Here is a 21,867-nt window from a genome sequence, read left to right as displayed (position 1 = left end):
GGGGTACCGGACTGTCGTGGGAGCTGCCGGGTTGGCTAGAGTCCCTTGCCATGGCTGACAACGACTACGACCCCGCCGGCAGCACGCAGATGTTCCGGGCGTTCGTCGACGAGGCCCCGGCCCCGCAGGCCCCGGGCACCGTCAACACCTACGGCAGCACCTCCTCCTCCAGCCGCACCCCGCTGATCGCGATCTCCGCCGTCCTGGCGCTGGTGGTCGTGGTCGGCGTGATCTGGCTGGCCGTCAAGTAGTTCCCGCCTCGCGCGGCAGGGTGCGCGTCAGGGCACGGACCTAGACTGGGCGGACACCCGCCCCGATCTCGCCCGTGCCCTCTGGAGGCCCCGTGACCGCGCAGCCCGCCGAGACCGCCGTCCAGGCCCCAGAGCCAGCCCGCAGCCTGGGGCTGACCGGCGCGGTCAACGCCCGCGACCTGGGCGGCTACCGCACCGGGGACGGCCGGGTGCTGCGGCACGGCACCGCGCTGCGCGCCGACGCCCTGCACCGGCTCGGCGAGACCGACCTGGCCGCGCTCGCCGCGCACGGCCTGCGCCAGGTCGTCGACCTGCGCAGCCTGGACGAGGTCCGCGAGGCCGGTCCGGACCGGATACCGGGCCTGCCGGTGGCCGAGATCGCCGCCGCCGAGCTGTCCGGCACCGCGGTCACCGTCGAGCGGGCCACCCCCGACGGCATCACCCTGCACCACCTGCCGGTCTTCGCCGCGGACTTCGACATCTACGTCGCGCTGCGTGACGCCCTGGCCGACCGGGACGCCGACAAGCAGCGCGCCCTGCTCGGCAACGGCCGGGCCGCCGGCCTGATGACCGGCCTGTACCGCTGGTTCGTCACCGACCGGCTGGCCCGCGAGCGCTTCGCCACGGTGATCCGCCTGCTCGCCGAGCCGGACGGCACCCCGCTGCTCTTCCACTGCTCGGCCGGCAAGGACCGCACCGGCTGGACGGCCGCGCTGGTCCTTACCGCCCTCGGCGTCGACCGGGACACCGTGTTCGAGGACTACCTGCTGACCAACGAGCGCTCCGCCGCGATCGTTGACCAGATTGTCGACACCTTCTACACCCGCGGCCTGATGAAGGAGCCCGAGCTGCTCCTCCCGGTCTTCCGCGCCGAGCGCGGCTACCTCGAAGCCGCCTTCGAGGAGGTCTCCGCGGGCTGGGACGACTTCGACCACTTCTGGCAGGCCGGCCTCGGTCTGGACGGGGCCGTCCTCGACGGCCTGCGCGTCAACCTGCTGCACCCCTGACCCCGCTGGCCGGCGGGGTCGTGCGGCCGACCGCCCGCGGGGTCAGCCCTGCGGGCGCTCCGGCGTGACGGCGGTGACCAGGGCGGAGACCAGGACGGTCACTCCCAGGCAGCCGGCGGCAACCATGCCCAGGCCGACGAGGAGGATGCCGCCGTCGTCCCACCAGTCGTACCCGACGGCGGCGACCAGCCCGCCCGTGGTGCCGACCACCGCGTCCGCGACGCGTCGCCGGTACGCCGCCCAGCAGACGGCGGGCAGCAGGGTCAGCACCAGACCGATGACCTGCCAGGCCTCGTAGGGGCCCGTCTCGGAGCCGTCGGGGTGGACGTCGCGGAGCTGGTCCCAGCCGAGCCAGGCGGCCCAGGCGGCCATCGGCACCAGGGCGAGCAGCAGGGCGGAGGCGGGGTTCAGGGGCTTCGATCGCATGCCCCGAGCATCCCGTGATGGCCGGCCCCGCGGGCAGAGCGGAAGTACTCACCGTACGGATGAGTACCCTTGCCGCCCCGCCTGCGGGGCCGCCGTCGCGCAGCGGGCCGTCGCTCGGCGATCAGGCCGTCACTCGGCGATCAGGCCGTCCCGGAGCTGGGCGAGGGTCTTGGTGAGCAGCCGGGAGACGTGCATCTGGGAGATGCCGATCTCCTCGCCGATCTGGGACTGGGTGAGGTTGCCGAAGAAGCGCAGCATGATGATCCGGCGCTCGCGCGGCGGGAGCTTGGCGAGCAGCGGCTTGAGCGACTCGCGGTACTCGACGCCTTCGAGGGCGAGGTCCTCGTAGCCGAGGCGGTCGGCGAGCGGGCCGTCGCCGCCCTCGTCCTCGCTGGGGGCGGAGTCGAGCGAGCTGGCGGTGTAGGCGTTGCCGACGGCGAGGCCCTCCACCACGTCCTCCTCGCTGACGCCGAGGTAGACGGCCAGCTCGGGGACGGTGGGGGAGCGGTCGAGCGTCTGGGAGAGGTCGTCGCCGGCCTTGGTGAGGGCCAGCCGCAGCTCCTGGAGGCGTCGGGGGACCCGGACCGACCAGCTGGTGTCGCGGAAGAAGCGCTTGATCTCGCCGACCACGGTGGGCATGGCGAAGGTCGGGAACTCCACCCCGCGGTCCGGGTCGAACCGGTCGATCGCCTTGATCAGGCCGATCGTGCCGACCTGGACGATGTCCTCCATCGGCTCGTTGCGGCTGCGGAAGCGCGCGGAGGCGTACCGGACCAGCGGCAGGTTGAGCTCGATCAGGGTGTCGCGCACGTAGGTGTGCTCGGCGCTGCCCGGCTCCAGGGCGGCGATGCGGCGGAACAGCGAGCGCGACAGCGTCCGCGTGTCCAGCGCCCGGTCGACCACCTCGATCGCGGCCTCCGCCCCGGCCGGCGCGGCCTCGGCGACTTCGACGAGCTCCACGACCCCGACCGCCTCGACGGCGGGAACGTCCTGGACGGCCCCTGCCACCGCACTGCCCAGCTCTGCGGACATGCGCCCACCCCCTCGTGACTGACTGTTCAACGGTCACCACCACACAGTGGTTCCCGGTTGACGGCGTCCTCCAGGTCAATACCGGCCCGCCGAGTCCGGCAAACCCGAACATCGCGAAATGTCACACTGCGGTAACGCGGAGCGACTGCCGCGCGGCCGCGCCTCACTCCTCCCACGCGTTCCCGGTCCGCAGCCGCGTCAGGATCCGTGACAGCAGCCGGGACACGTGCATCTGGGACATCCCCAGCTCGGTGGAGATCTGCGACTGGGTGAGGTTGGCGAAGAAGCGCAGCATGATGATCCGGCGCTCCCGCTCGGGCAGCTGCACCAGCAGGTGGCGGACCATGTCGCGGTGCTCCACGTCGGCCAGTGCCGAGTCCTCGTAGCCGAGCCGGTCGAGCAGGGCGAGCCCGCCCTCGTGCTCCTGTGCGGCCTCCAGCGAGGCGGCGTTGTACGCCCGCCCGGCGTCCAGGCAGGCCCGCACGTCCTCCTCGGGGATCCGCAGGTTGGCGGCGATCTCGGGCACCTTGGGGGCCCGCCCGTGGACCACGGTCAGCTCCTCCATCGCGCTGCTGACCTGCACCCACAGCTCCTGCAGCCGGCGCGGCACGTGCATGGTGCGGACGTTGTCCCGGAAGTAGCGCTTGATCTCGCCGAGGATGGTCGGCAGCGCGTACGTCGGGAACTGCACGCCCCGGGTCGGGTCGAACCGGTCGATCGCGTTGATCAGCCCGATCGTGCCGACCTGGACGATGTCCTCCATCGGCTCGCTGCGGCTGCGGAAGCGGGTCGCGGCGTACCGCACCAGCGGGATGTTGATCTCGATCAGTGCGGCCCGCACCCGGGCCCGCTCGGGGGTGCCGGAGGGCAGTTCGGCCAGCCGCTCGAACAGCACCCGGGTCAGCGTCCGCACGTCCACCGAACCACGCGCACCGGCCGCGCCGGGCCGGCGGGCGGTCAGCTCCTCGGCCGACTCGTCCTTCAGCTCCTGCGCCAACCCGTCCTCCGGTGCGCTGTCCTGTGTCCGCACGGACCGTCACCCCTCCCTAGTCGAACCTGCGATCAAGAGGCCGCCGCCTGTCTGCTGGTCGGGCCGCGCTCACCACCTCGCTGCCGTCGCGGGTCGCCATATCCGGCAAAACCGGTCATAGCATCACAAGTTGCTCGGCAGCCGGGCAAGCACCACGCCGAGGCGTGTTGACGGCCCGTCGATTCGGCGTTCGGACGCACCGCAGCCCCCCGCCGCGGTCATCGGCGAGGGGCTGCAAGGGTCGTGCGTGTGCGACTTCTGGGCCGTCCGGGTGGTGCCGGACTCAGACCTCGACGTCCGCGATCACCCAGGTGGCGAACTCGCGCCACTGCCCGGCGGCGGCCTGGTGCGCCGGGTGGCCGAGGTACGCGACCAGCGCCTCGCGGTCCTCGACCAGGCTGTTGATCGCGTAGTCGTACGCGATGTCGCGGTCGGTGGTGTTCCAGCCGCACTCCCACTCGCGCAGCTCAGGGATCAGCGCACCCAGCTCCTCGAACGCCTTAGCGCCGGCCAGCGCGCGCGGGTCGTCCTTGGCGACGCCTTCATTGAGCTTGAACAGGACCAGGTGTCGGATCACGGTGCCGCTCCTCGCGGATGGTGAGGGTTGTCGAACCCCGCCACCGTAACCGCCCGCGCCCGCCGCCCAGCGCCGCTGCCCACCATCCGGTCGGGCCCGCTACGACACCAACCCGGTCATGAACGTCCCGACCGCTTTCGCCGCGTCCGAGATGCCGACGAAGCCCGACTGGACCAGCTCCGCCGCCCGCTGCGGCGAGGTGATGATCGTGTAGATGACGAAGATGAGCAGGAGCCACATGCCGATCTTCTTCGCCTGAGCCATCGAACGGGCCTGCCTTCCCTGGCGCGGGCCGCCGCCTTGTCCCCGGGCGTCCCTCCTCCTGCGCGCAGCTTATCCACCGTTCGGCCCAAGCCGTCAGCACCCTGTTCACCCGCCGGGACGAAGGTCCTCCCTGCAGAGGCCTTTCTCCGGATGTGCCCGCCCCGCCGCCCCGGCAGGATGGTTGATGTACCGAGGATCTGGCAGGAATCCCCGGTACGTGGGTCCGGAGGTCCCCGCTGTGGGACCGGCGCCGCGGCTTCCCCCCTGACGCGGCACCGGTAGTGGGACCTCCGCCAGGGCGCCCGTCCGTCCCCCCGGGACGGGCGCCCCACCCTTCGTCTCCCCTTCGCTCAGAATGCGCGCAGCTCCGCGAGCGCACCCACCAATCGCGCCGCCTCCTCGCGCACCTCCCCGGCCTCGTCGCCCGCCGCCCCCGCGGCCAGCGCCGAGGCCGTCGCCGTCTCCTCCGGCCAGTGGAACGCCAACGCCCGCAACGCCTCCACCCGCACCCCCGGATCCGGGTCCGCCCCCGCCCGCGCCACCAGGAACGCCACCGCCGCACCGGCCCCCGCCGCACCGGCCCCCGCCGCCCGGGAACGCCGAAGGGCCCCGACCGTCTCCGGTCGGGGCCCTTCGGAATGCTGGCGGTAGCGGTGGGATTCGAACCCACGGTGAAGTTGCCCCCACACACGCTTTCGAGGCGTGCTCCTTTGGCCGCTCGGACACGCTACCGAGGGAGACTCTACCGGACGGGTCGCGGTGGGACGAAATCCGTATCAGCGGTGGGTGTCGAAGAAGGCGAGGAGCTGGGCGGAGCACTCGTCGGCGAGGACGCCGGGGACGACCTCGGGGCGGTGGTTGAGGCGGTTGTCGCGCATCACGTCGAAGAGCGACCCGGCCGCGCCGGCCTTCGGGTCGAGGGCGCCGTAGACGACGCGGTCGATCCGGGAGAGCACGATCGCCCCGGCGCACATGGTGCAGGGCTCCAGGGTGACCACCAGGGTGCAGCCGCCGAGCCGCCATTCGCCGACGGCGCGGGCGGCCTCGCGGATGGCGACCACCTCGGCGTGGCCGGTGGGGTCGCCGACCGCCTCGCGGACGTTGTGGCCGCGCCCGAGCACGCTGCCGTCCGGCCCGAGCACGAGCGCCCCGACCGGTACGTCACCGGTGGCGGTGGCCCGGGCGGCCTCGTCCATGGCGAGGCGCATCGGGCCGGTCCACCGGTCGCGGACCGGGTCGGGGCGCACCGGGGCCGGCAGCGGCCGGATCCCGGTGGTGTCGAGATCGGCGGCGGTCGGGGCGGGGGCGGGCTGCATGGACCCAGTGTCGGGCACCGGTGCCGCCGTTACCGAACGGCCTCCAGGACCTCGCCGCAGCCGAGCGCCTCGGCGATCTCGGCGAGGGCGTCGCCGGAGTCGGCGCCCTCCCCGGCAAGGGCCATCAGGTCGCCGGCGCCGAGGCCGTACTCGGCGAGGATCTCGGAGTCGCCGAGCGGGCCGACCGGGGCGGCGCCGAGGCCGGTCGCGGTGTCCGCGTCGTCCTCGTCGTCGTCCTCGTCCGTGCCGGACGCGGCGTCCTCGTCGTCGAGTTCGGCCACCAGGTTGTCGAGGTCGTCGAAGTCGGCCTCGCCGTCCTGTTCGATCAGTTCGTCGGTGAGGACGGCGCCGTAGGAGCTGCGGGCGGCCGCGGCGGCATCGGAGACGAAGATCCGCGGATCGTCCTCACCGTCCACCCTGACGACCGCGAACCACGCGTCCTCCTGCTCGATGAAGACCAGGACGGTGTCCTCGTCCTCGGCGGCCTCGCGGGCCAGATCGGCAAGGTCGGCCAGGGTTTCCACGTCGTCGAGTTCCGTCTCGCTCACATCCCACCCGGCACCGGTGCGAGCAAGCACTGCAGCGAAGTACGCCACCAGGGACACTCCCAAGATTGGTCTCGGCTGTCGGCATCTCGGGCGGGTGCGGTCCGGCCGCCCCCGCGCCATCAGGCGGTCCGCTGTTCGGACCGTCCCACCGCATCGTGACAGAAAGCCCGCCGCTGCGGGGGGTGTTCGGCACCGCGTCTTCGCAGGTCGTGTCGGAATGGTCGGCCGGGGGTCGGCCGAAGGCGGGCAAAACGCCGGTGGGGGGCCGCCGGGAGGGCGTGGAGGGGTCGGATGGCGGGTCAGATCCGGAAGGTTCGCATCCGCATCGCTTCGCGCATCCGGCGCTCCTTGGTGCGTCTCGGCTGGACGCGGGCGCGCAGTTCGCGCGCCTCCGCGAGCTCGCGGAGGAACACGGCGCGACGTTTGCGCCGCTCCGCCTCGGTCTCAGGTTTGGGCTGGGACTCGTCTGTCGAGCCGGGCCCGATCACCGGGTTGCTCTTCATAGAGTCCGACTTTCCCAGAAGTGTCCGCTTGATACCACAGCGCGGACGATGCTTCGGTCATTGACACAAAGGGCGGGGCCGGACGCGGCGAGTCGTACGTACGTGCTCGCGGCCGTTATCGTCGGGTACATGCGCCTCCACGTCGTCGACCACCCGCTGGTCGCCCACAAACTCTCCACCCTGCGCGACGAGCGCACGGACTCGCCGACCTTCCGCCGGCTCACCGACGAGCTGGTGACCCTGCTCGCGTACGAGGCGACCCGGGACGTCCGCACCGACGAGGTCGAGATCACCACCCCGGTCGCCGTCACCCAGGGCACCCGGCTGAGCTACCCGCGTCCGCTGGTGGTGCCGATCCTGCGGGCCGGTCTCGGCATGCTGGACGGCATGACCCGGCTGCTGCCGACCGCCGAGGTCGGCTTCCTCGGCATGGTCCGCAACGAGGAGACGCTGGAGGCGTCCACGTACGCGACCCGGATGCCGGACGACCTGTCCGGGCGGCAGGTGTACGTGCTCGACCCGATGCTCGCGACCGGCGGCACGCTGGTGGCGGCGATCCGGATGCTGCTGGAGCGCGGCGCGACCGACGTCACCGCCGTGGTGCTGCTGGCCGCGCCGGAGGGCGTCGCGCTGATGGAGAAGGAGCTCGCCGGCCAGCCCGTCACCGTGGTGACCGCCGCGCTCGACCAGCGCCTGAACGAGCACGGGTACATCGTCCCGGGCCTCGGCGACGCGGGCGACCGCCTCTACGGCACCGCGGGCTGAAACCGCACGGAACGCGGCCGTACAGAACGCGGCCCGCACGGAACGCGGCCCGCACGGAACGCAGAGAGGGGAGCCCCGGACGGGGCTCCCCTCTCGCTTTCGCTTCCGGCTCAGCAGCTGCCCGGGGCCGGGGTCGGGGTGACCGGCTTGGTGGCCTCGGCGAGCGCGGCGGCCGCCTGGGTCGGGTCGAGCAGCGCGGCGTAGGTGTCGCCGATGACGAAGTCGACGGTGGCGTCGGCGCGGGTGTCCTCGGTGGCGGTGGCGCCGGCGGCCTGCGACTTCAGCAGGGTCGCGGCGCCGAGCCCGCCGGGGCCGCTGACCACCTGGATGGTGCCGGGCACCTTCCCGAGCGCGGTCGGCGCGTTGCCGACCTTGCCCACGGTGAATCCGCGCTTCTTGAGCTCCTCGGCCGTCCGTGCCGCCAGGCCCGACTTGTCGGTGGCGTTGTACACGTTGACCGTGACGGCCTGCGGCTGGGGCACGGCGGTGCTGCTCGCGGCCGGAGCGCCCGGGGCCGCGGCGCCCGAGGCGGCGGCCGGTGCACCCGAGGCGGCCGGGGCGCCGGCCGAGCCGGACGGGACCGGGGCGGCGAGCGGCTTGCCGGAGGCGGCGGGGGTCGCGCAGGCCTGGGCGGTGGCGTTCTTGCCCTTGCCGGTGAAGATGTCGAACAGCTGGACGCCGCCGAGGGCCACCAGGGCCAGGGCGAGGACGCCGCCGATCGCGGCCAGCACCTTGCGGCTGCGGCGCGGCGGGCGGCCGAGGCGCGGGTACGAGTTGCCGGTGATCCGGTACTGCTTCCCCTTCAAACCCTGGGGAGTCAACATGCTCATGGTCTGTCTCCCCCAAGAGGTGCCGGGGCGGATTCCGGGGACCGCGACGCGGCCTTGTCAGCAGATTAGTGCGACTACGCTGCGAACGTACTAAATGATCATCATCTGGAGTACGAGGGCACTCGAAAGGATGTACCCGCGCCGCCGGTGAGCGGCCCGGGGTGGGGATGACGAGCGGTCAGTCCATCTCCAGCACGCGGGCGTGCAGGACCTGGCGCTGCTGGAGGGCGGCCCGGACCGCGCGGTGCAGCCCGTCCTCCAGGTAGAGGTCGCCCCGCCACTTGACCACGTGGGCGAAGAGGTCGCCGTAGAACGTGGAGTCCTCGGCGAGCAGGGTTTCGAGGTCGAGCTGACCCTTGGTGGTCACCAACTGGTCCAGCCGCACCGGACGCGGCGCGACGTCCGCCCACTGGCGGGTGCTGGTCCGGCCGTGATCCGGGTACGGGCGTCCGTTGCCGATGCGCTTGAAGATCACACGGAAAGCCTACCGTTCGGGGCACTCCGGGCGCAGCACGCCGGACCTGACCTGCGCGGCGCGGCAGCCGAGGTTTTGATGGGAATGACGTTTTCATCCCCTTATGTACGGGAGCCCGTCGCGATGACCACCGCCGACCGCAACGCCGCAGCGCCGACCGCCCCGCCCGCCACCACCCCCGCCGCCCCGCCGGAGGCGGTCCTGCAGATCGCCGCCGGGTACGCGTTCACCGGCCCGGCGCTGGAGCTGGGCGCCGCGCTGCAGGGCACCACCGCCTACCCCGACGCCCAGGTGCGGATCCCGCTCGGGGTGCTCAACCGGCACGGGCTGGTCGCCGGGGCGACCGGCACCGGCAAGACCAAGACGCTGCAGCTGATCGCCGAACAGCTCTCCGCGCAGGGCGTGCCGGTCTTCCTCGCCGACGTCAAGGGCGACGTCTCCGGCATCTGCGCGCCTGGCGCGGCGAACGACAGGGTGGCCGCGCGGGCCGCCGAGGTCGGTCAGGACTGGACGGCGCAGGGCTGCCCGACCGAGTTCTACGCGCTGGGCGGCCAGGGCGCGGGCATCCCGGTCCGGGCCACCGTGACCAGCTTCGGCCCGCTGCTGCTGTCCAAGGTGCTGGAGCTGAACGAGACCCAGGAGGCCTCGCTCGGCCTGGTCTTCCACTACGCGGACCGGCGCGGCCTGGAGCTGTACGACCTCAAGGACCTCACCGCGGTGATCTCCTTCCTGACCTCGCCGGAGGGCAAGGAGGAGCTGAAGGGCATCGGCGGGCTGTCGGCGGCCACCGCGGGGGTGATCCTGCGGTCGTTGACGGTGCTGGAGAACGAGGGCGCCGGGGCGTTCTTCGGCGAGCCGGAGTTCGACACCGCGGAGCTGCTGCGCACCGCGGCGGACGGGCGCGGCACGGTGTCGGTACTGGAGCTGCCCGCGGTGCAGGACCGGCCGAGGCTGTTCTCCACCTTCCTGATGTGGCTGCTGGCCGACCTCTACCAGGAGCTGCCCGAGGTCGGCGACCTGGACAGGCCGAAGCTGGTGTTCTTCTTCGACGAGGCGCACCTGCTCTTCAAGGGCGCCTCCAAGGCCTTCCTGGAGGCGATCACCCAGACGGTGCGGCTGATCCGCTCCAAGGGGATCGGCATCTTCTTCGTCACCCAGACCCCGAAGGACGTGCCGGCGGACGTGCTGGCCCAGCTCGGCAACCGGGTGCAGCACGCGCTCCGCGCGTTCACCCCGGACGACGCCAAGGCGCTGAAGGCCACGGTGTCGACGTTCCCGAAGTCCTCGTACGACCTGGCCGAGGTGCTGACCGGGCTGGGCACCGGCGAGGCGGTGGTGACGGTGCTGTCGGAGAGGGGGGCGCCGACGCCGGTGGCGGCGACCAGGCTGCGGGCGCCGCAGTCGCTGATGGGGCCGGTGGACCCGGCGGCGCTGCGGGCGGCGGTGGACGCCTCGCCGCTGACCGCCAAGTACCGGGACGCGGTCGACCGGGAGTCGGCCTACGAGAAGCTGACCCGCCCGCCGGCCGTCGAGCCCGCGGGGGCGCCGGAACCCGCGGCCGAGCCGGAGCCGCGGGCCGAGGAGCGGAAGGGACGCAAGGAGGAGGGCGGGCTGCTCGGCTCGCTGCTGAGCAGCCCGGCGCTGAAGTCCTTCGCCCGCTCGGCGGGCACGCAGCTGGGGCGGGAGATCAGCCGCAGCATCTTCGGGACCTCCCGCCGCAAGCGCTGACCTCGCGGCGGGTCAGGCCGCGCAGAACTCGTTGCCCTCGGGGTCCCGCATGACCCACCAGTGGCCCGCGGGGCCCTTGTCGACCTCGTGCAGCCGGCTCGCGCCGAGCGCCTCCAGCCGGGCGACCAGCGCGTCCAGCCCGGCCGGGCCGCTGTGCACGTCGAGGTGCAGCCGGTTCTTGCCGGACTTGGGCTCGGGCACCTCCTGGAACAGCAGCCGCCGGCCGTGCCCGACCCCGCTGGTGGTGTCGTACGGGTCCTCGGGGTGGCGGATCCCGCAGGCGCCGCCGAAGAGCCGGCGGCCGCCGCGGTGGACGACGGCCGACTCGGGGAGGTGCCCGGCGGCGAGCAGCTGCTCGATCAGCGGGCTGGGGTCCTCCACCTCGTACTCCAGCGCCGCCGCCCAGAACTCGGCGAGGGCGGGGGCGTCCGTGCAGTCGATGACGAGCTTCCAGTGCAGGGGCATGCCTCCCACTGTCGCCCAGGGGTGCGACAGCTAGCCGAGCGCCGCGCCGATCCGGTCCATCGAGGACAGCCGCATCAGGCCGTAGTTGTAGAACTCGACCTCGGGAACGCCCAGTTCGCGCAGGGTGGCGATCTTGGCGGCGAGGTTGGCCGGGCCGTCGCAGTCGGAGGCCATCGGACGCAGGATGACGGCCATCTGCTCGGGGCGGACGCCGTGCAGGGCGAAGGCGGCGACCTTCTCGCGGACGTCCTCGGGGGACTTGGCGTAGCCCAGGGTCTCGATCTGCGGCACGGCCTTGGCGAGCGCGGGCAGGTCGATGCCGGAGAGCCAGCCCTGGCCCGGGCCGCCGCCGTCCATGAAGGTCAGCCGCATGCCGTGGCCGGCCGCCGCCTCGGCGAGCTCGGCGGCGAGCGAGGTGACGGTCAGGGTGGCGGCGTCCAGGTACGCGGCGACGGCGCCGTCGGCGAGGCCGTCCAGGGCGGCGGGGGCGAGGGCGCGCTCCTCGTCGGCGATCCGGGCGCGCAGCTCGTCCCGGACGGCGCGGTGGACGTCGTCGGCGTCCACCCCGGCGTGCTCGGCGGCGGCCCGGCAGTGCGGGCAGAAGCAGATGCCGAGCAGCGCCTCGGTGACCGGGCCGAGCTCCTCGAAGTAGCGCTCGTGGTGGTAGCCGTGGCGCAGGCCGTGGAAGTGCAGCGACTCGGCGCGGATCGCGTCCACGCCGTACCGGGCCAGCTCCTCGACCAGGCCGTGGGCGTACGCGCGGACCTCGGGGTTGGCCGGGCAGAGCTCGGTGAGGTGGCGGTCGCCGAAGGCGTTGGCGGGGGAGCAGTCGGGGTGGGCGAAGCCGAGCCGGTCGTTGTGGCAGAAGACCGTCCAGGCGTGCAGCTTGAGGCCGCGGCGGCGGGTCTCCTCGGCGGCCTCGGCGAACGGGTCGCGGTCGCCGATCGCGGTCGACGGCACCGGGGCGAGCCGGCGGCCGGCCCAGCGGGCCGGGTCGGGCCGGAAGTACGCGGCGCCCGGCTCCAGGTAGCGGATCACCCGGCGCGGGTTGTGCGGGAAGACGTCCCGGGCCTCGTGGTAGACCGAGGCGAGCGTGACGCCGCCGACCCCGGCCCGGTCGGTAAGGTTGCCGAAGAAGGTGTCGGCCCCCTCGTCGAGCAGATCGGTGGCGAAGGCGAGGACGGACGACTCCACGGGGCGGCTCCGGAGAACGGTGGTGCGGGGACCTCCACGCTATCCGGGCGCCCCGCAATGGTCTATACCTGATGGCTGGGCGAGGGGTGCGGCATGACGGCGGTCTACCGGGGGTTCGGACAGGCGGAGCTCGACCGCGAGTACTCGCCCAGCAGCATGGTCGCCGACATGGGCGCCGAACTGGCGCACGCCACCGCGGTCAGCGAGTCGGCGTACCGCGAGCTGACGGTGCGCCGCGACCTGCCGTACGGCCCCGGGGCGCCCGAGCGGACCGACTTCTTCCCGGCCGAGGGCGCCGACGGCCCCGCGCCGCTGCACGTGTACGTCCACGGCGGCTACTGGCAGGAGCTGGACAAGACCGACTCGGCCTTCGCCGCCCCCGACCTCGTCCGGCGGGGCGCCGCCTTCGCCGCCGTCGGCTACGGCCTCGCGCCCGGCTGGGACCTCGACGCGATCGTCGGCCAGGTCCGCCGCGCCGTGCTCCGGCTGCTCGACGACGCCGAGCAGCTGGGCGTCGACCCGGCCCGGGTCTGGCTCAGCGGCAGCTCGGCCGGCGCCCACCTGGTCGCGATGGCCCTGCTCGACCCGCGGATCGCCGGCCGGGTGGCCGGCGCGGTGCTGCTCAGCGGCGTCTACGACCTGGAGCCGATCGCCCTCAGCTACGTCAACGAGCCGCTCGGCCTGGACGCCGACGGCGCCCGCCGCAACAGCCCGCTCCACCTGCTGGCGAACGCCCTGCCCGAGGCCGGCCTGCCGCCGCTGGTGATCGCGCTCGGCGAGCACGAGACGGCGGAGTTCGGCCGCCAGCAGGCCGAGTTCGCGGCCGCCGCGCGGGCCGCCGGGACGGCGCTGCGGGAGCTGGTGGTGAAGGGCCGCAACCACTTCGACCTGCCGCTCGACCTCGGCCGGACGGACACCGAGCTCGGCGCGGCGGTGGCGGAACTGACCGGGGCCTGACGGTCCGTAGACTGCGCCTCAACCCCCAAGGGCACGAGGAGAAGGGCAGCGTCATGACCGATCGTCCACCGCTTCCGTACGACTTCCTGCGGCAGGTCCCCGCCTTCGAGCTGACCAGCACCGACCTCACCGACGGCGCCACCATGCCGGACGGGCAGGTCTACTCCGCCGGGAACCGCTCCCCCCAGCTGTCCTGGACCGGCTTCCCGGAGACCACCCAGGGCTTCGCCGTCACCTGCTTCGACCCGGACGCGCCCACCGGCAGCGGCTGGTGGCACTGGATCGCGGTCGACCTGCCGGCCTCCACCACCGAGCTCGTCACCGGCGCCGGCGCCACCGACGCGGACCTGCCCGGGACGGCCTTCCACGTGCGCAACGACTTCCCGGAGTACCGGTACGACGGCGCCGCGCCGCCGCCCGGCCCGGCGCACCGCTACGTCTTCGTGGTGCACGCCCTGGACACCGCCTCGCTCGGCGTCACCCGGGACACCCCGGCCGCCGCCGTCGGCTTCCGGCTCGCCGCGCACGCCGTCGGCCGAGCCATGCTCACCGTGGAGTACAAGTCCGGCTGACGGCCGCGCGGATCAGGCGGTCTGCAGCACCTGGGCGAGGAACGCGTCCAGGTTGGCCACCGTCCGGGCGACCTGCTCCTCCAGCGACAGCGACTCGTCCGGGCGGCTGACCGTCGCCGGCCGCCGAATCCCGCGCACGTACAGCGGACACGCCAGGTCCGCGCAGATGTAGGTGCCCACGGTGTTGCCCTCGCGGCCCGCCGCACCCGCCCGGCGGGCGGTCAGCAGCGCCACGCCCGAGCCCGCGTGCGCGGTCACGCACAGCGAGCAGACGTTGGTCTTGGTCAGGCTGCGGCGCACGTTCGGCGTCCGCAGGGTCACCCCGACCAGGCCGCCCGCGGTCTCCGCCACCAGGTAGCCCCGGTCCGGGGCGCCCGGGTCGCGCCACCCCAGGAAGTCCAGGTCCGCCCACGGCAGCGCCGCCAGGTCGCGCGGGACGTGCAACCTGCGGGCCTCGCCCTTGGAGCAGTTGACGAAGGACTCGCGGATCTCGTTCTCGGTCAGCGCACGCATTGGGCCGACGCTAGCCGACCGGTATGCCCCTGTCGCCCGAATATCGGCCCGTCCGGGCGGGCCGTGTCACGAATCCGGTGCCTGCTCCGTCGTACCGGCAGAAGCACCGAGCACAGCGCCGGCGCGGCAGGACGCAGAGACGGAGACACGACCATGACCACCGACCCCATCCTGGTCACCGGCGGCACCGGCACCCTCGGCCGGGAGGTGGTCCCGCTGCTGCGGGCCGCCGGGCGCGAAGTCCGGGTGCTCAGCCGCCACCCGCGGCCCGCCACCGACGGCGTCGAGCAGGTCGCCTGCGACCTGGCCACCGGCGCCGGCCTGGACGCGGCGCTGGCCGGCGTCGACACCGTGGTCCACCTGGCCGGCGGGCCCAAGGGCGACGAGGTCACCACCGCCCGCCTGGTCGCCGCCGCGCGGCGGGCCGGCGTCCGGCACCTGGTCTACATCTCGGTGGTCGCCGCCGACCGGATCCCGCTCGCCTACTACCGCTCCAAGCACGCCGCGGAGCAGGCCGTCGCCGGGTCGGGCATCCCGTACACCACCCTGCGCGCCGCCCAGTTCCACACCTTCGCGCTGGCCTACGTGGAGAAGGCGGCCAAGCTGCCGGTGGTCCCCGCGCCCGGCGGGATGCGCTGCGAGCCGGTCGACGTCCGCCACGTCGCCGAGCGGCTGGTCGACCTCACCCTCGGCGAGCCCGCCGGCCTCGTCCCCGACCTGGCCGGGCCCCGGGTCTACACCCTCGGCGAGCTGACGGCCGGCTACCTGGCGGCCCGGGGACGGCGGCGCGTGCAGCTGCCCGTCCGGGTGCCCGGCAAGGTCGGCCGCGCCTACCGGGCCGGCGACAACCTGGCCGGGACCGGCGCCGAGCGCGGCGGCCGGGGCTGGGAGGCCTTCCTCGGCGACCTGGCCGCCGCCTGAGCCTCAGCCCTCCTGCGCGGCCTTGGCGGCGCGCTTCGCCTCCTGCTTGAAGGCGCGGACCCGCACCAGCGACTCCGGCCCGGTGATGTCCGCGACCGAGCGGAAACTGCCCTGCTCGCCGTACGCCCCGGCCGCCTCCCGCCAGCCGGTCGGCCGGACACCGAGCTGCTTGCCCAGCAGCGCGAGGAAGATCTGCGACTTCTGCTTGCCGAACCCCGGCAGCCCGGTCAGCCGGGCCAGCAGCTCCCTGCCCGTCCCCGCGTCCCGCCAGACGGCCTCGGCGTCGCCGTCGTAGTGCTCCACCAGGTACTGGCACAGCTGCTGCACCCGCTTGGCCATCGACCCCGGGTAGCGGTGCACCGCCGGCTTCTCCGACAGCAGCGCGGCGAACTCCTCCGGGTCCGCGGCGGCGATCCGGTGCGCGTCCAGGTCGTCCGCGTCCAGCCGCCGACTGATCGTGTACGGGCCGGTGAACGCCCATTCCATGGGCACCTGCTGGTCCAGCAGCATGCCCACCAGGGCGGCCAGCGGACTGCGGCTGAGCAGCTCGTCGGCGTCGGGCTGCTGGGCGAGGTGGAGGCTGACGGTCATGCGCCCATGCTGGCAGGACGCCCCCGCGGGGGCATATTGGGGACATGGACGAATCCGTGCGCTTGGTGGTGTTGCGGCACGCGAAGGCGGCGTGGCCGGACGTGCCCGACGAGGAACGGCCGCTCGCCCCGCGCGGCGAGGCCGACGCACCGGCCGCCGGCCGGTGGCTGCGGGAGCACGGCGTGCTGCCCGACCTGGTGGTCTGCTCGCCGGCCCGGCGGACCCGGCAGACCTGGGAGCTGGCGCACCGGGAGCTGGGCGCCGACCCGCGGGTGGTGCTGGAACCCCGGGCGTACGGGGCCGAGGCCGAGGACCTGGTGGAACTCCTCCGCGACCTGCCCGCCGGCACCGGGACGGTCCTGCTGGTCGGCCACCGCCCCGAGGTGCAGGACCTGGTGCTGCTGCTCGCCGACGAGCGGGAGAGCGAAGCACTGGCCCGGGTCCGCGAGAAGTACCCGACCTCCGGGATCGCCGTCCTGCGGGTGCCGACCGGCTGGGCGGCGCTGGAGCCCGCCACCGCCGAACTCACCGCCTTCGCCGTCCCCCGTGGCACCGCCACCGGAGGCGATTGACCCGGTGGCTACGGTGGACGGGTGCGTTTCGACAGCGTTCCCGAACCCCCGACGGTCGCGGCCCGGCCGCACGACGACCGGGGCTACCCCGTACCGGCGATCACCCCCTGGCAGGACGGGCGGCCGCAGTTCGCGCTGACCGACCACGAGCGCAGCGCCCGCTGCGCCACCGAGCGGCTGTGCTCGGTCTGCGGCGTCCTGATGGAGCAGGGCCCGGTCTGGCGGGTGGTCGGCACCGCCGAGAGCGAGGCGATCGGCGCCGCCCTGGCCGAGGGCCTGCCCTACCGGAACCTCGCGGCGACGCTGGAGGGGCCCGGCCACCGGGCCTGCATGCTCTACGCGGCGATGGTCTGCCCCTACCTGGCCCGGCCGAACGCCCGGCGCGGCCTGTCCGCCGCGGGCGGCGACGGGCTGACCGACCACGTCGTGCGCGGCGCGGCCCGCGGCGCCGGCGGCGCGGTGGTGGGCTTCGCCGACTACGAGTACGCGGTCACCGCCGACCGCGTGCTCTTCCGGTTCCTCGACGTGGTCGAGCACCTGCCGTACACCACCGGCGACGCGCACCTGGCCGAACTGCGCGCCGAACTGACTCGACGGGCAGGTGTCGGACCCAGTCGCTAGCGTGGCACGGGTCCGCGTTTCCACACCGTTGTGCAGGGAGTTGGACCCATGGCCGTGCAGCCCGAAGGCATGCCCTGTTGGGCCGATGCGACGTTCCCCGACCTGGAGGGCGCCAAGCAGTTCTACGGGAAGGTCCTCGGCTGGACCTTCGGCGAGTCCTCGCCGGAGTACGGGAACTACACGCAGGCGTACTCGGACGGCAAGGCGGTCGCCGCCGTCGTCCCGCCGATGCCCGGTCAGGAGGGCCACTCCCAGTGGTGCCTGTACCTCGCCTCGCCGGACGCCGCCGCGACCGCCGGGAAGATCCGGGAGGCCGGCGGCACGGTGCTGATGGAGCCGATGCAGGTCGGTGACTTCGGCACGATGGCGATCGCCCAGGACCCGGGCGGCGTGGTCTTCGGCGTCTGGCAGGCCGGCAGCCACGAGGGCTTCGAGAAGCGCACCGAGCACGGCGGATACGCCTGGGCGGAGATCTTCACCCGCGAGCCGGGCAAGGCGGACGGCTTCTTCCCGGCGGTCTTCCCGTACTCCGCGCAGCAGATGAACGACGACAACGTCGACTACCGGGTGCTCAACCTGGGCGGCGAGCCGGTGCTCGGGCGGATGGAGATGACCGCCGAGATCCCGGCCGAAGTGCCGTCGTACATGAACGTCTTCTTCGGCGTCGACGACTGCGATGCCGCCGTCGCCCGGGCCGTCGAGGCCGGCGGCAAGCTCGTCTTCGGCCCGATGACCATGCCGTTCGGGCGGTTCGCCGCGCTGGTCGACCCGCAGGGCGCGGCCTTCTCGATCATCGACGGCGACACCGTCGAGGGCGAGCTGCCCACCATGACGGACGTGGCCTGAGATGGGCGAGCGCGAGGACCTGCTGGAGACGCTCGACAAGCACCGCGGGTTCCTCCGGTACACCGTGCGCGAGCTGGACGACGAGCAGGCCGCCCGGCGCACCACCGACAGCGAGCTGTGCCTCGGCGGGCTGATCAAGCACGTCGCCGGCGTCGAGGAGCGCTGGATGCGGTTCGCCACCGGCGGGGCCGAGGCGATGCGCAGCGAGCCGGTCGACTGGGAGGGCCAGTTCCGGATGGACGGCGAGACCCTCGCCGCGCTGCTGGAACGGTACGAGGAGGTCTCGCGGCGGACCGACGCCCTGGTGCGCGAGCTGGACCTCGACCTCGCGCACCCGCTGCCGGAGGCGCCGTGGTTCCCGCCCGGCGCGAAGTGGTCGGTGCGGCGGGTGCTGCTGCACATCATCGCCGAGACCGCCCAGCACTCCGGGCACGCGGACATCATCCGGGAGTCGCTGGACGGTCAGAAGACCATGGGCTGACCAGCCGTCAGGCGTTCCAGCCGCGGCTGCACAGCACCAGGCGGTAGCCGTCGGGGTCGGCGACGGTGACGCCCCACTCGTCCCAGTACGGGTTGTGGGCGGTGACCCGGCTGCCGCCGTGCGCGAGCAGGCGCTCCACCAGCGCCGGTTCGACCGGCGCGCCGAGGTAGAGGACGAAGAGGTCGTCGACCGTGGGGGTGGGGTCGAGCGGGCGGTCGGGGTCGTGGGTGAGCTCGAAGTGCCAGGTGCCCCCGGCGGGCCCGACCATCAACAGGTCGTGCTCGCCGGGCACCCGCTCGGTGCTGCGCCACAGCACGTCGAGGCCGAGACCTCCGACCCAGAAGTCCTCGGCGGCCGCGAGGTCGCGGGACGGGCGGGCGATCCGGACCGGCATACGGGAATCGATCACGGTCGCCGAGCCTAGGCCGTCGCGGGCGGGAGGGCTCGGCACAGGGCGTCCAGCGCCGCCGCGTACGCCGCCGTCGACGGTGTGGCGTAGCCGACCACGAGGCCGTCGGCGGCGGGTTCCGCCGGGGCGTCGGGATGGCGGTAGGGGGCCAGGCCGTCGACCGCGATGCCGAGCCAGGCGGCGGCCTTGAGGGTGCTGGCCTCGGTGCCGGGCGGGAGGCGGAGCACCGCGTGCAGCCCGGCGGCGACGCCGCTGACGGTGACGTGCGGGGCGTGCTCGGCGAGGGCGGAGAGCAACTGGTCGCGCCGCCGCCGGTACTGCTGCCGCATCCGGCGCACGTGCCGGTCGTAGCCGCCGCTCTCCAGGAAGTCGGCCAGGGTCAGCTGGTCGAGGACGCTCGCCCAGGCCTCCCGCTCGCCCTTGACCGCCAGCACCGGTGCGACGAGGTGGGCGGGCAGCACCATCCAGCCGAGCCGCAGCGCCGGGGTCAGCGACTTGCTGACCGAGCCGAGGTAGGCCACCCGCTCCGGGTCGAGGCCCTGCAGGGCGCCGACCGGCTGCCGGTCGTAGCGGAACTCGCCGTCGTAGTCGTCCTCCAGCACCAGGCCGCCACTCGCCCGTGCCCAGTCCACGGCGGCGCTGCGGCGCTCGCGGTGCAGCGGCCCGCCGGTGGGGAACTGGTGCGCGGGGGTGAGCAGCGCGGCACGGACGCCGCGCATCCCGGTGAGCCCGGTGGTCAGCGCGCCGTGCCCGTCGATCGGCAGCGGCCGGGTGGTGACCCCCGCGGCGGCCAGCAGCGAGCGGTGGAACGGCAGCCCGTACGCCTCGACCGCGAGCGGGCCGCGCAGCACCGCGCCCGCCCCGCCGCTGCCGCCCGCGCCGCCGAAGAGCAGCCGCAGGGCGTGCGCGAAGCCGGAGCAGACCACGATCCGCTCGGGGTCGGCGCGCACGCCGCGGGCGCGGGCCAGGTAGTCGGCGAGGGCGCGGCGCAGTTCGATCCGGCCCTGCGGGTCGCCCGGACCGAAGGCGTCGTCGGGGGCGGCGGTCAGGGCGCGCCGGGCGGAGGCGAGCCAGGCGGTGCGGGGGAACGAGCCGGCGTCCGGTTGGCCCTGTTCGAGCCGGTGGACGGGTGCCCGACGGCGGCCCGGGGCGCGGGCCGGGACGCGGTCCGCGCGCGGCCGGACCCGTTCGGCGACCCGGGTGCCGGAGCCCTGACGGGCGGCCAGCCAGCCCTCGGCGACCAGTTCGGCGTACGCGTCGGCGACGGTGTTGCGGGCCAGGCCGAGGTCGGCGGCGAGCGAGCGGTACGGCGGCAGCCGGGTGCCGGCGGCGAGCCGGCCGTCCCGGACGGCCTCGCGCAGCGCCTGGGTGAGCACGGCCCGCCGGCTGCCCGGGCCGGACAGCTCCAGGTGCAGGTCGACGCCGATCCGCTCGGCCGAATTGACCCACGATTCTGCCATGGCAATGAACCTTACCGTGGGTCTTTCCGGGGCGTAGCGTGGTTCTTATGACGATCACTCAGCTGAACGGGACCGCCGACCGCGTCGACTTCGCCGAGGCCGCGCCGAGGGCCTTCAAGGCCCTGATCGGCTTCGACGCCGCCGCCCGCGAGGGGCTGGACCCGGCGCTGGTGGAGCTGGTGCAGATCCGCGCCTCGCTGCTGAACGGCTGCGCGTACTGCCTGCACATGCACACCAACGACGCCCGCAGGGCGGGGGAGAGCGAGGACCGGCTGCACCTGGTCGCGGTCTGGCGGGAGGCCCGGCACTTCTACAGCCCCGCCGAGCAGGCGGCGCTGGCGCTGACCGAGGCGCTCACCCTGGTCGCCGACGGCGGGGTGCCGGACGAGGTGTACGCCCGGGCGGCCGCCGAGTTCGACCGGCCGACGCTGGCCCGGCTGATCGCGCTGATCTGCACCATCAACACCTGGAACCGGGTGGCGCTGGCCACCGCCAAGGTCGCCGGTACGGACGGGCGCGCCGGTCACTGACCGATCGGCGTGCGGGACCGGTCAGCGCGCGGGGTCGGCCAGGGCGGTGCGGAGCCAGGCGTGCGCGTCGCCCATGGTGGGCTCCGGGTCGGCGAGCTCGGCGGCGAGCTCCCAGTAGCGGTCCATCACCGTCTCGACGGCCAGCTGCTCGGCGAGGCCGTGGCGGAACTCCGGGGTGTCCCGGGCGGAGCGGGCGGCGGCGTGGGCCGCGACGAAGCAGTCCAGGGCCTCGCCCGCCGCGGGGGTGCGGCCCGCGGTCAGTTCCGCGACGGCCAGCGCGTACGCCTCGTGGAGGCCGTCGTACAGCACCGCCGGGCGGTAGGGCGCGCCGGGCGGCGGCAGGGGCGGGCCGTTGCCGCCCGGCGGGCAGGGCGCGGTGACCAGGGCGTGCAGCCGGGCGAAGGCCAGCACCTGCGCGGGGGTCGGGTCGTCCGGGGGCACGGCCACCGCGACGTCCAGGATCGAGTCGACCAGCCGGGCGGGCAGCCGGACCGGGAGCACCCGGCGCCAGAACCGGGCGAGCGCGGTGGTGTTCGGCGGGGTGGCGAGGGAGCCGATCAGCCGGAGGCGGTCGGCGCGCTGCTCGGGCGGGCACTCCTGGACCAGCCGCAGGGCGGACTCGCGCCAGCGCAGCGCGGTCAGTTGGGAGCCGATGTCGTCCAGGCGGCGGGCGATCACGTCGCCGAGCTCGCCGTCCAGCGCGTCCCCGGCGCCGAGCACCCGGCCGACCTCGGGGATCGGCAGGTCGAGGGTGCGCAGCGAGCGGATCAGCCGCAGCCGGTCGAGGGCCTCGGGACCGTAGCGGCGGTGGCCGCCGGTGCTGCGGCCGGCGTCGGGGAGCAGGCCGCGGTCGGAGTAGAAACGGACGGTCTTCACGGTGACGCCGGCGTGTTCGGCGAGCTCTCCGATGCTCCACAGACCGTCAGGTGACAAGGGCCCCAGCCTTCCTCGGACAGGTGTTCCTCCACGGTACCGGGACGGCG

General features: G+C 74.0%; 29 protein-coding genes, 1 tRNA gene and 1 pseudogene. 12 read left to right on the top strand and 19 right to left on the bottom strand.

The window, feature by feature from the left end:
* Window positions 1-50: 50 nt before the first annotated feature.
* Together ACGFX4_RS27525 and ACGFX4_RS27520 are read left to right on the top strand one after the other, a co-directional pair.
* Window positions 51-251, top strand: a complete 201-nt coding sequence (locus ACGFX4_RS27525) for a hypothetical protein (RefSeq protein WP_345697995.1) — start codon at window positions 51-53, stop codon at window positions 249-251.
* A 92-nt stretch (window positions 252-343) separates the two neighbouring features.
* Window positions 344-1,258 carry a tyrosine-protein phosphatase gene (locus ACGFX4_RS27520; RefSeq protein ID WP_393079629.1) on the top strand — a complete coding sequence of 305 codons (915 nt, stop codon included), beginning with the start codon at window positions 344-346 and terminating at the stop codon, window positions 1,256-1,258.
* A gap of 42 nt (window positions 1,259-1,300) precedes the next feature.
* Here ACGFX4_RS27520 and ACGFX4_RS27515 read toward each other — a convergent pair whose 3' ends face one another.
* From ACGFX4_RS27515 to ACGFX4_RS27470, 10 genes and pseudogenes are all read right to left on the bottom strand, one after another.
* Window positions 1,301-1,684: a hypothetical protein gene (locus ACGFX4_RS27515; protein ID WP_393079626.1), complete on the bottom strand. Its 384-nt coding sequence runs from the start codon at window positions 1,682-1,684 to the stop codon at window positions 1,301-1,303.
* A gap of 129 nt (window positions 1,685-1,813) precedes the next feature.
* Window positions 1,814-2,716 (bottom strand): RNA polymerase sigma factor SigF, encoded by a 903-nt coding sequence (locus tag ACGFX4_RS27510; protein WP_393079623.1) that lies wholly within the window; start codon window positions 2,714-2,716, stop codon window positions 1,814-1,816.
* A 244-nt stretch (window positions 2,717-2,960) separates the two neighbouring features.
* Window positions 2,961-3,521: pseudogene (locus ACGFX4_RS27505) on the bottom strand (SigB/SigF/SigG family RNA polymerase sigma factor); the annotation flags it as partial.
* A 508-nt stretch (window positions 3,522-4,029) separates the two neighbouring features.
* Window positions 4,030-4,323 carry a Dabb family protein gene (locus ACGFX4_RS27500; RefSeq protein ID WP_345697991.1) on the bottom strand — a complete coding sequence of 98 codons (294 nt, stop codon included), beginning with the start codon at window positions 4,321-4,323 and terminating at the stop codon, window positions 4,030-4,032.
* A gap of 99 nt (window positions 4,324-4,422) precedes the next feature.
* On the bottom strand, window positions 4,423-4,563 hold the full coding sequence (locus ACGFX4_RS27495; RefSeq protein WP_393079620.1) for a hypothetical protein: 141 nt from the start codon (window positions 4,561-4,563) through the stop codon (window positions 4,423-4,425).
* Between the two features lie 374 nt (window positions 4,564-4,937).
* Window positions 4,938-5,141, bottom strand: coding sequence for a HEAT repeat domain-containing protein (locus tag ACGFX4_RS27490; protein ID WP_393079618.1), 204 nt, complete (start codon window positions 5,139-5,141; stop codon window positions 4,938-4,940).
* An 88-nt stretch (window positions 5,142-5,229) separates the two neighbouring features.
* Window positions 5,230-5,319, bottom strand: a tRNA-Ser gene (locus ACGFX4_RS27485).
* A 44-nt stretch (window positions 5,320-5,363) separates the two neighbouring features.
* Entirely contained in the window at window positions 5,364-5,903 is a 540-nt protein-coding gene (gene tadA / locus ACGFX4_RS27480; RefSeq protein ID WP_393079615.1) for a tRNA adenosine(34) deaminase TadA, read from the bottom strand.
* A gap of 29 nt (window positions 5,904-5,932) precedes the next feature.
* Complete coding sequence (locus ACGFX4_RS27475; RefSeq protein ID WP_393079612.1) at window positions 5,933-6,499, bottom strand: hypothetical protein; 567 nt, start codon at window positions 6,497-6,499, stop codon at window positions 5,933-5,935.
* A gap of 251 nt (window positions 6,500-6,750) precedes the next feature.
* Complete coding sequence (locus tag ACGFX4_RS27470) at window positions 6,751-6,954, bottom strand: hypothetical protein (RefSeq protein ID WP_393079609.1); 204 nt, start codon at window positions 6,952-6,954, stop codon at window positions 6,751-6,753.
* Window positions 6,955-7,083: 129 nt separating this feature from the next.
* On the opposite strand from ACGFX4_RS27470, the gene upp reads away from it, so the two are divergent.
* Window positions 7,084-7,719, top strand: coding sequence for a uracil phosphoribosyltransferase (gene upp, locus ACGFX4_RS27465; RefSeq protein WP_345697986.1), 636 nt, complete (start codon window positions 7,084-7,086; stop codon window positions 7,717-7,719).
* Between the two features lie 110 nt (window positions 7,720-7,829).
* Here the strand turns inward: upp and ACGFX4_RS27460 are convergent, their stop codons facing one another.
* Both ACGFX4_RS27460 and ACGFX4_RS27455 read right to left on the bottom strand, forming a co-directional pair.
* Window positions 7,830-8,549 carry a LytR C-terminal domain-containing protein gene (locus tag ACGFX4_RS27460; RefSeq protein WP_393079606.1) on the bottom strand — a complete coding sequence of 240 codons (720 nt, stop codon included), beginning with the start codon at window positions 8,547-8,549 and terminating at the stop codon, window positions 7,830-7,832.
* 178 nt (window positions 8,550-8,727) lie between these two features.
* A complete protein-coding gene (locus tag ACGFX4_RS27455) occupies window positions 8,728-9,024 on the bottom strand; it encodes a type II toxin-antitoxin system VapB family antitoxin (RefSeq protein ID WP_014136828.1) in 297 nt (98 codons plus the stop codon).
* Window positions 9,025-9,147: 123 nt separating this feature from the next.
* Between ACGFX4_RS27455 and ACGFX4_RS27450 the strand changes: the two genes are divergently transcribed.
* Entirely contained in the window at window positions 9,148-10,752 is a 1,605-nt protein-coding gene (locus ACGFX4_RS27450; protein ID WP_393079603.1) for a helicase HerA-like domain-containing protein, read from the top strand.
* Window positions 10,753-10,764: 12 nt separating this feature from the next.
* Here the strand turns inward: ACGFX4_RS27450 and ACGFX4_RS27445 are convergent, their stop codons facing one another.
* Together ACGFX4_RS27445 and ACGFX4_RS27440 are read right to left on the bottom strand one after the other, a co-directional pair.
* The gene (locus ACGFX4_RS27445; protein WP_393079600.1) at window positions 10,765-11,217 is read right to left on the bottom strand and encodes a VOC family protein; all 453 of its coding nucleotides are present in this window, start codon (window positions 11,215-11,217) and stop codon (window positions 10,765-10,767) included.
* Between the two features lie 30 nt (window positions 11,218-11,247).
* Window positions 11,248-12,411, bottom strand: coding sequence for a hypothetical protein (locus ACGFX4_RS27440; RefSeq protein WP_393079597.1), 1,164 nt, complete (start codon window positions 12,409-12,411; stop codon window positions 11,248-11,250).
* Window positions 12,412-12,504: 93 nt separating this feature from the next.
* Here ACGFX4_RS27440 and ACGFX4_RS27435 point away from each other — a divergent pair, with 93 nt between their 5' ends.
* Together ACGFX4_RS27435 and ACGFX4_RS27430 are read left to right on the top strand one after the other, a co-directional pair.
* Window positions 12,505-13,368, top strand: a complete 864-nt coding sequence (locus tag ACGFX4_RS27435; RefSeq protein WP_393079595.1) for an alpha/beta hydrolase — start codon at window positions 12,505-12,507, stop codon at window positions 13,366-13,368.
* A 53-nt stretch (window positions 13,369-13,421) separates the two neighbouring features.
* On the top strand, window positions 13,422-13,940 hold the full coding sequence (locus ACGFX4_RS27430) for a YbhB/YbcL family Raf kinase inhibitor-like protein (RefSeq protein ID WP_393079593.1): 519 nt from the start codon (window positions 13,422-13,424) through the stop codon (window positions 13,938-13,940).
* A 12-nt stretch (window positions 13,941-13,952) separates the two neighbouring features.
* Here ACGFX4_RS27430 and ACGFX4_RS27425 read toward each other — a convergent pair whose 3' ends face one another.
* Entirely contained in the window at window positions 13,953-14,453 is a 501-nt protein-coding gene (locus tag ACGFX4_RS27425) for an FBP domain-containing protein (RefSeq protein ID WP_393079591.1), read from the bottom strand.
* A gap of 153 nt (window positions 14,454-14,606) precedes the next feature.
* Between ACGFX4_RS27425 and ACGFX4_RS27420 the strand changes: the two genes are divergently transcribed.
* On the top strand, window positions 14,607-15,374 hold the full coding sequence (locus tag ACGFX4_RS27420; RefSeq protein ID WP_393079588.1) for an SDR family oxidoreductase: 768 nt from the start codon (window positions 14,607-14,609) through the stop codon (window positions 15,372-15,374).
* A 3-nt stretch (window positions 15,375-15,377) separates the two neighbouring features.
* On the opposite strand, the gene ACGFX4_RS27415 is transcribed toward ACGFX4_RS27420, so the two are convergent.
* On the bottom strand, window positions 15,378-15,965 hold the full coding sequence (locus tag ACGFX4_RS27415) for an HhH-GPD-type base excision DNA repair protein (protein ID WP_393079585.1): 588 nt from the start codon (window positions 15,963-15,965) through the stop codon (window positions 15,378-15,380).
* Window positions 15,966-16,009: 44 nt separating this feature from the next.
* Between ACGFX4_RS27415 and ACGFX4_RS27410 the strand changes: the two genes are divergently transcribed.
* Genes ACGFX4_RS27410 through ACGFX4_RS27395 form a run of 4 tightly spaced genes read left to right on the top strand, consistent with a single transcriptional unit; the run spans window position 16,010 to window position 18,485 of the window.
* On the top strand, window positions 16,010-16,537 hold the full coding sequence (locus tag ACGFX4_RS27410; RefSeq protein ID WP_393079582.1) for a SixA phosphatase family protein: 528 nt from the start codon (window positions 16,010-16,012) through the stop codon (window positions 16,535-16,537).
* Window positions 16,538-16,558: 21 nt separating this feature from the next.
* On the top strand, window positions 16,559-17,158 hold the full coding sequence (locus ACGFX4_RS27405) for a hypothetical protein (protein WP_393079579.1): 600 nt from the start codon (window positions 16,559-16,561) through the stop codon (window positions 17,156-17,158).
* A gap of 48 nt (window positions 17,159-17,206) precedes the next feature.
* Window positions 17,207-18,004, top strand: a complete 798-nt coding sequence (locus ACGFX4_RS27400; protein ID WP_393079576.1) for a VOC family protein — start codon at window positions 17,207-17,209, stop codon at window positions 18,002-18,004.
* A 1-nt stretch (window position 18,005) separates the two neighbouring features.
* Window positions 18,006-18,485: a DinB family protein gene (locus ACGFX4_RS27395; RefSeq protein ID WP_393079573.1), complete on the top strand. Its 480-nt coding sequence runs from the start codon at window positions 18,006-18,008 to the stop codon at window positions 18,483-18,485.
* 7 nt (window positions 18,486-18,492) lie between these two features.
* On the opposite strand, the gene ACGFX4_RS27390 is transcribed toward ACGFX4_RS27395, so the two are convergent.
* Both ACGFX4_RS27390 and ACGFX4_RS27385 read right to left on the bottom strand, forming a co-directional pair.
* A complete protein-coding gene (locus ACGFX4_RS27390; protein ID WP_393079678.1) occupies window positions 18,493-18,879 on the bottom strand; it encodes a VOC family protein in 387 nt (128 codons plus the stop codon).
* A gap of 26 nt (window positions 18,880-18,905) precedes the next feature.
* Window positions 18,906-20,354, bottom strand: a complete 1,449-nt coding sequence (locus ACGFX4_RS27385) for a PLP-dependent aminotransferase family protein (protein WP_393079570.1) — start codon at window positions 20,352-20,354, stop codon at window positions 18,906-18,908.
* A gap of 47 nt (window positions 20,355-20,401) precedes the next feature.
* On the opposite strand from ACGFX4_RS27385, the gene ACGFX4_RS27380 reads away from it, so the two are divergent.
* Complete coding sequence (locus ACGFX4_RS27380; protein ID WP_393079567.1) at window positions 20,402-20,884, top strand: carboxymuconolactone decarboxylase family protein; 483 nt, start codon at window positions 20,402-20,404, stop codon at window positions 20,882-20,884.
* Between the two features lie 21 nt (window positions 20,885-20,905).
* Here ACGFX4_RS27380 and ACGFX4_RS27375 read toward each other — a convergent pair whose 3' ends face one another.
* Window positions 20,906-21,817, bottom strand: coding sequence for a MerR family transcriptional regulator (locus ACGFX4_RS27375; RefSeq protein WP_393079564.1), 912 nt, complete (start codon window positions 21,815-21,817; stop codon window positions 20,906-20,908).
* Window positions 21,818-21,867: the final 50 nt, after the last annotated feature.

It is taken from the genome of Kitasatospora sp. NPDC048365 (assembly GCF_043200835.1).
GTDB classification, from domain to species: domain Bacteria; phylum Actinomycetota; class Actinomycetes; order Streptomycetales; family Streptomycetaceae; genus Kitasatospora; species Kitasatospora terrestris.
This window is presented reverse-complemented; position numbering and strand designations above follow the sequence as displayed.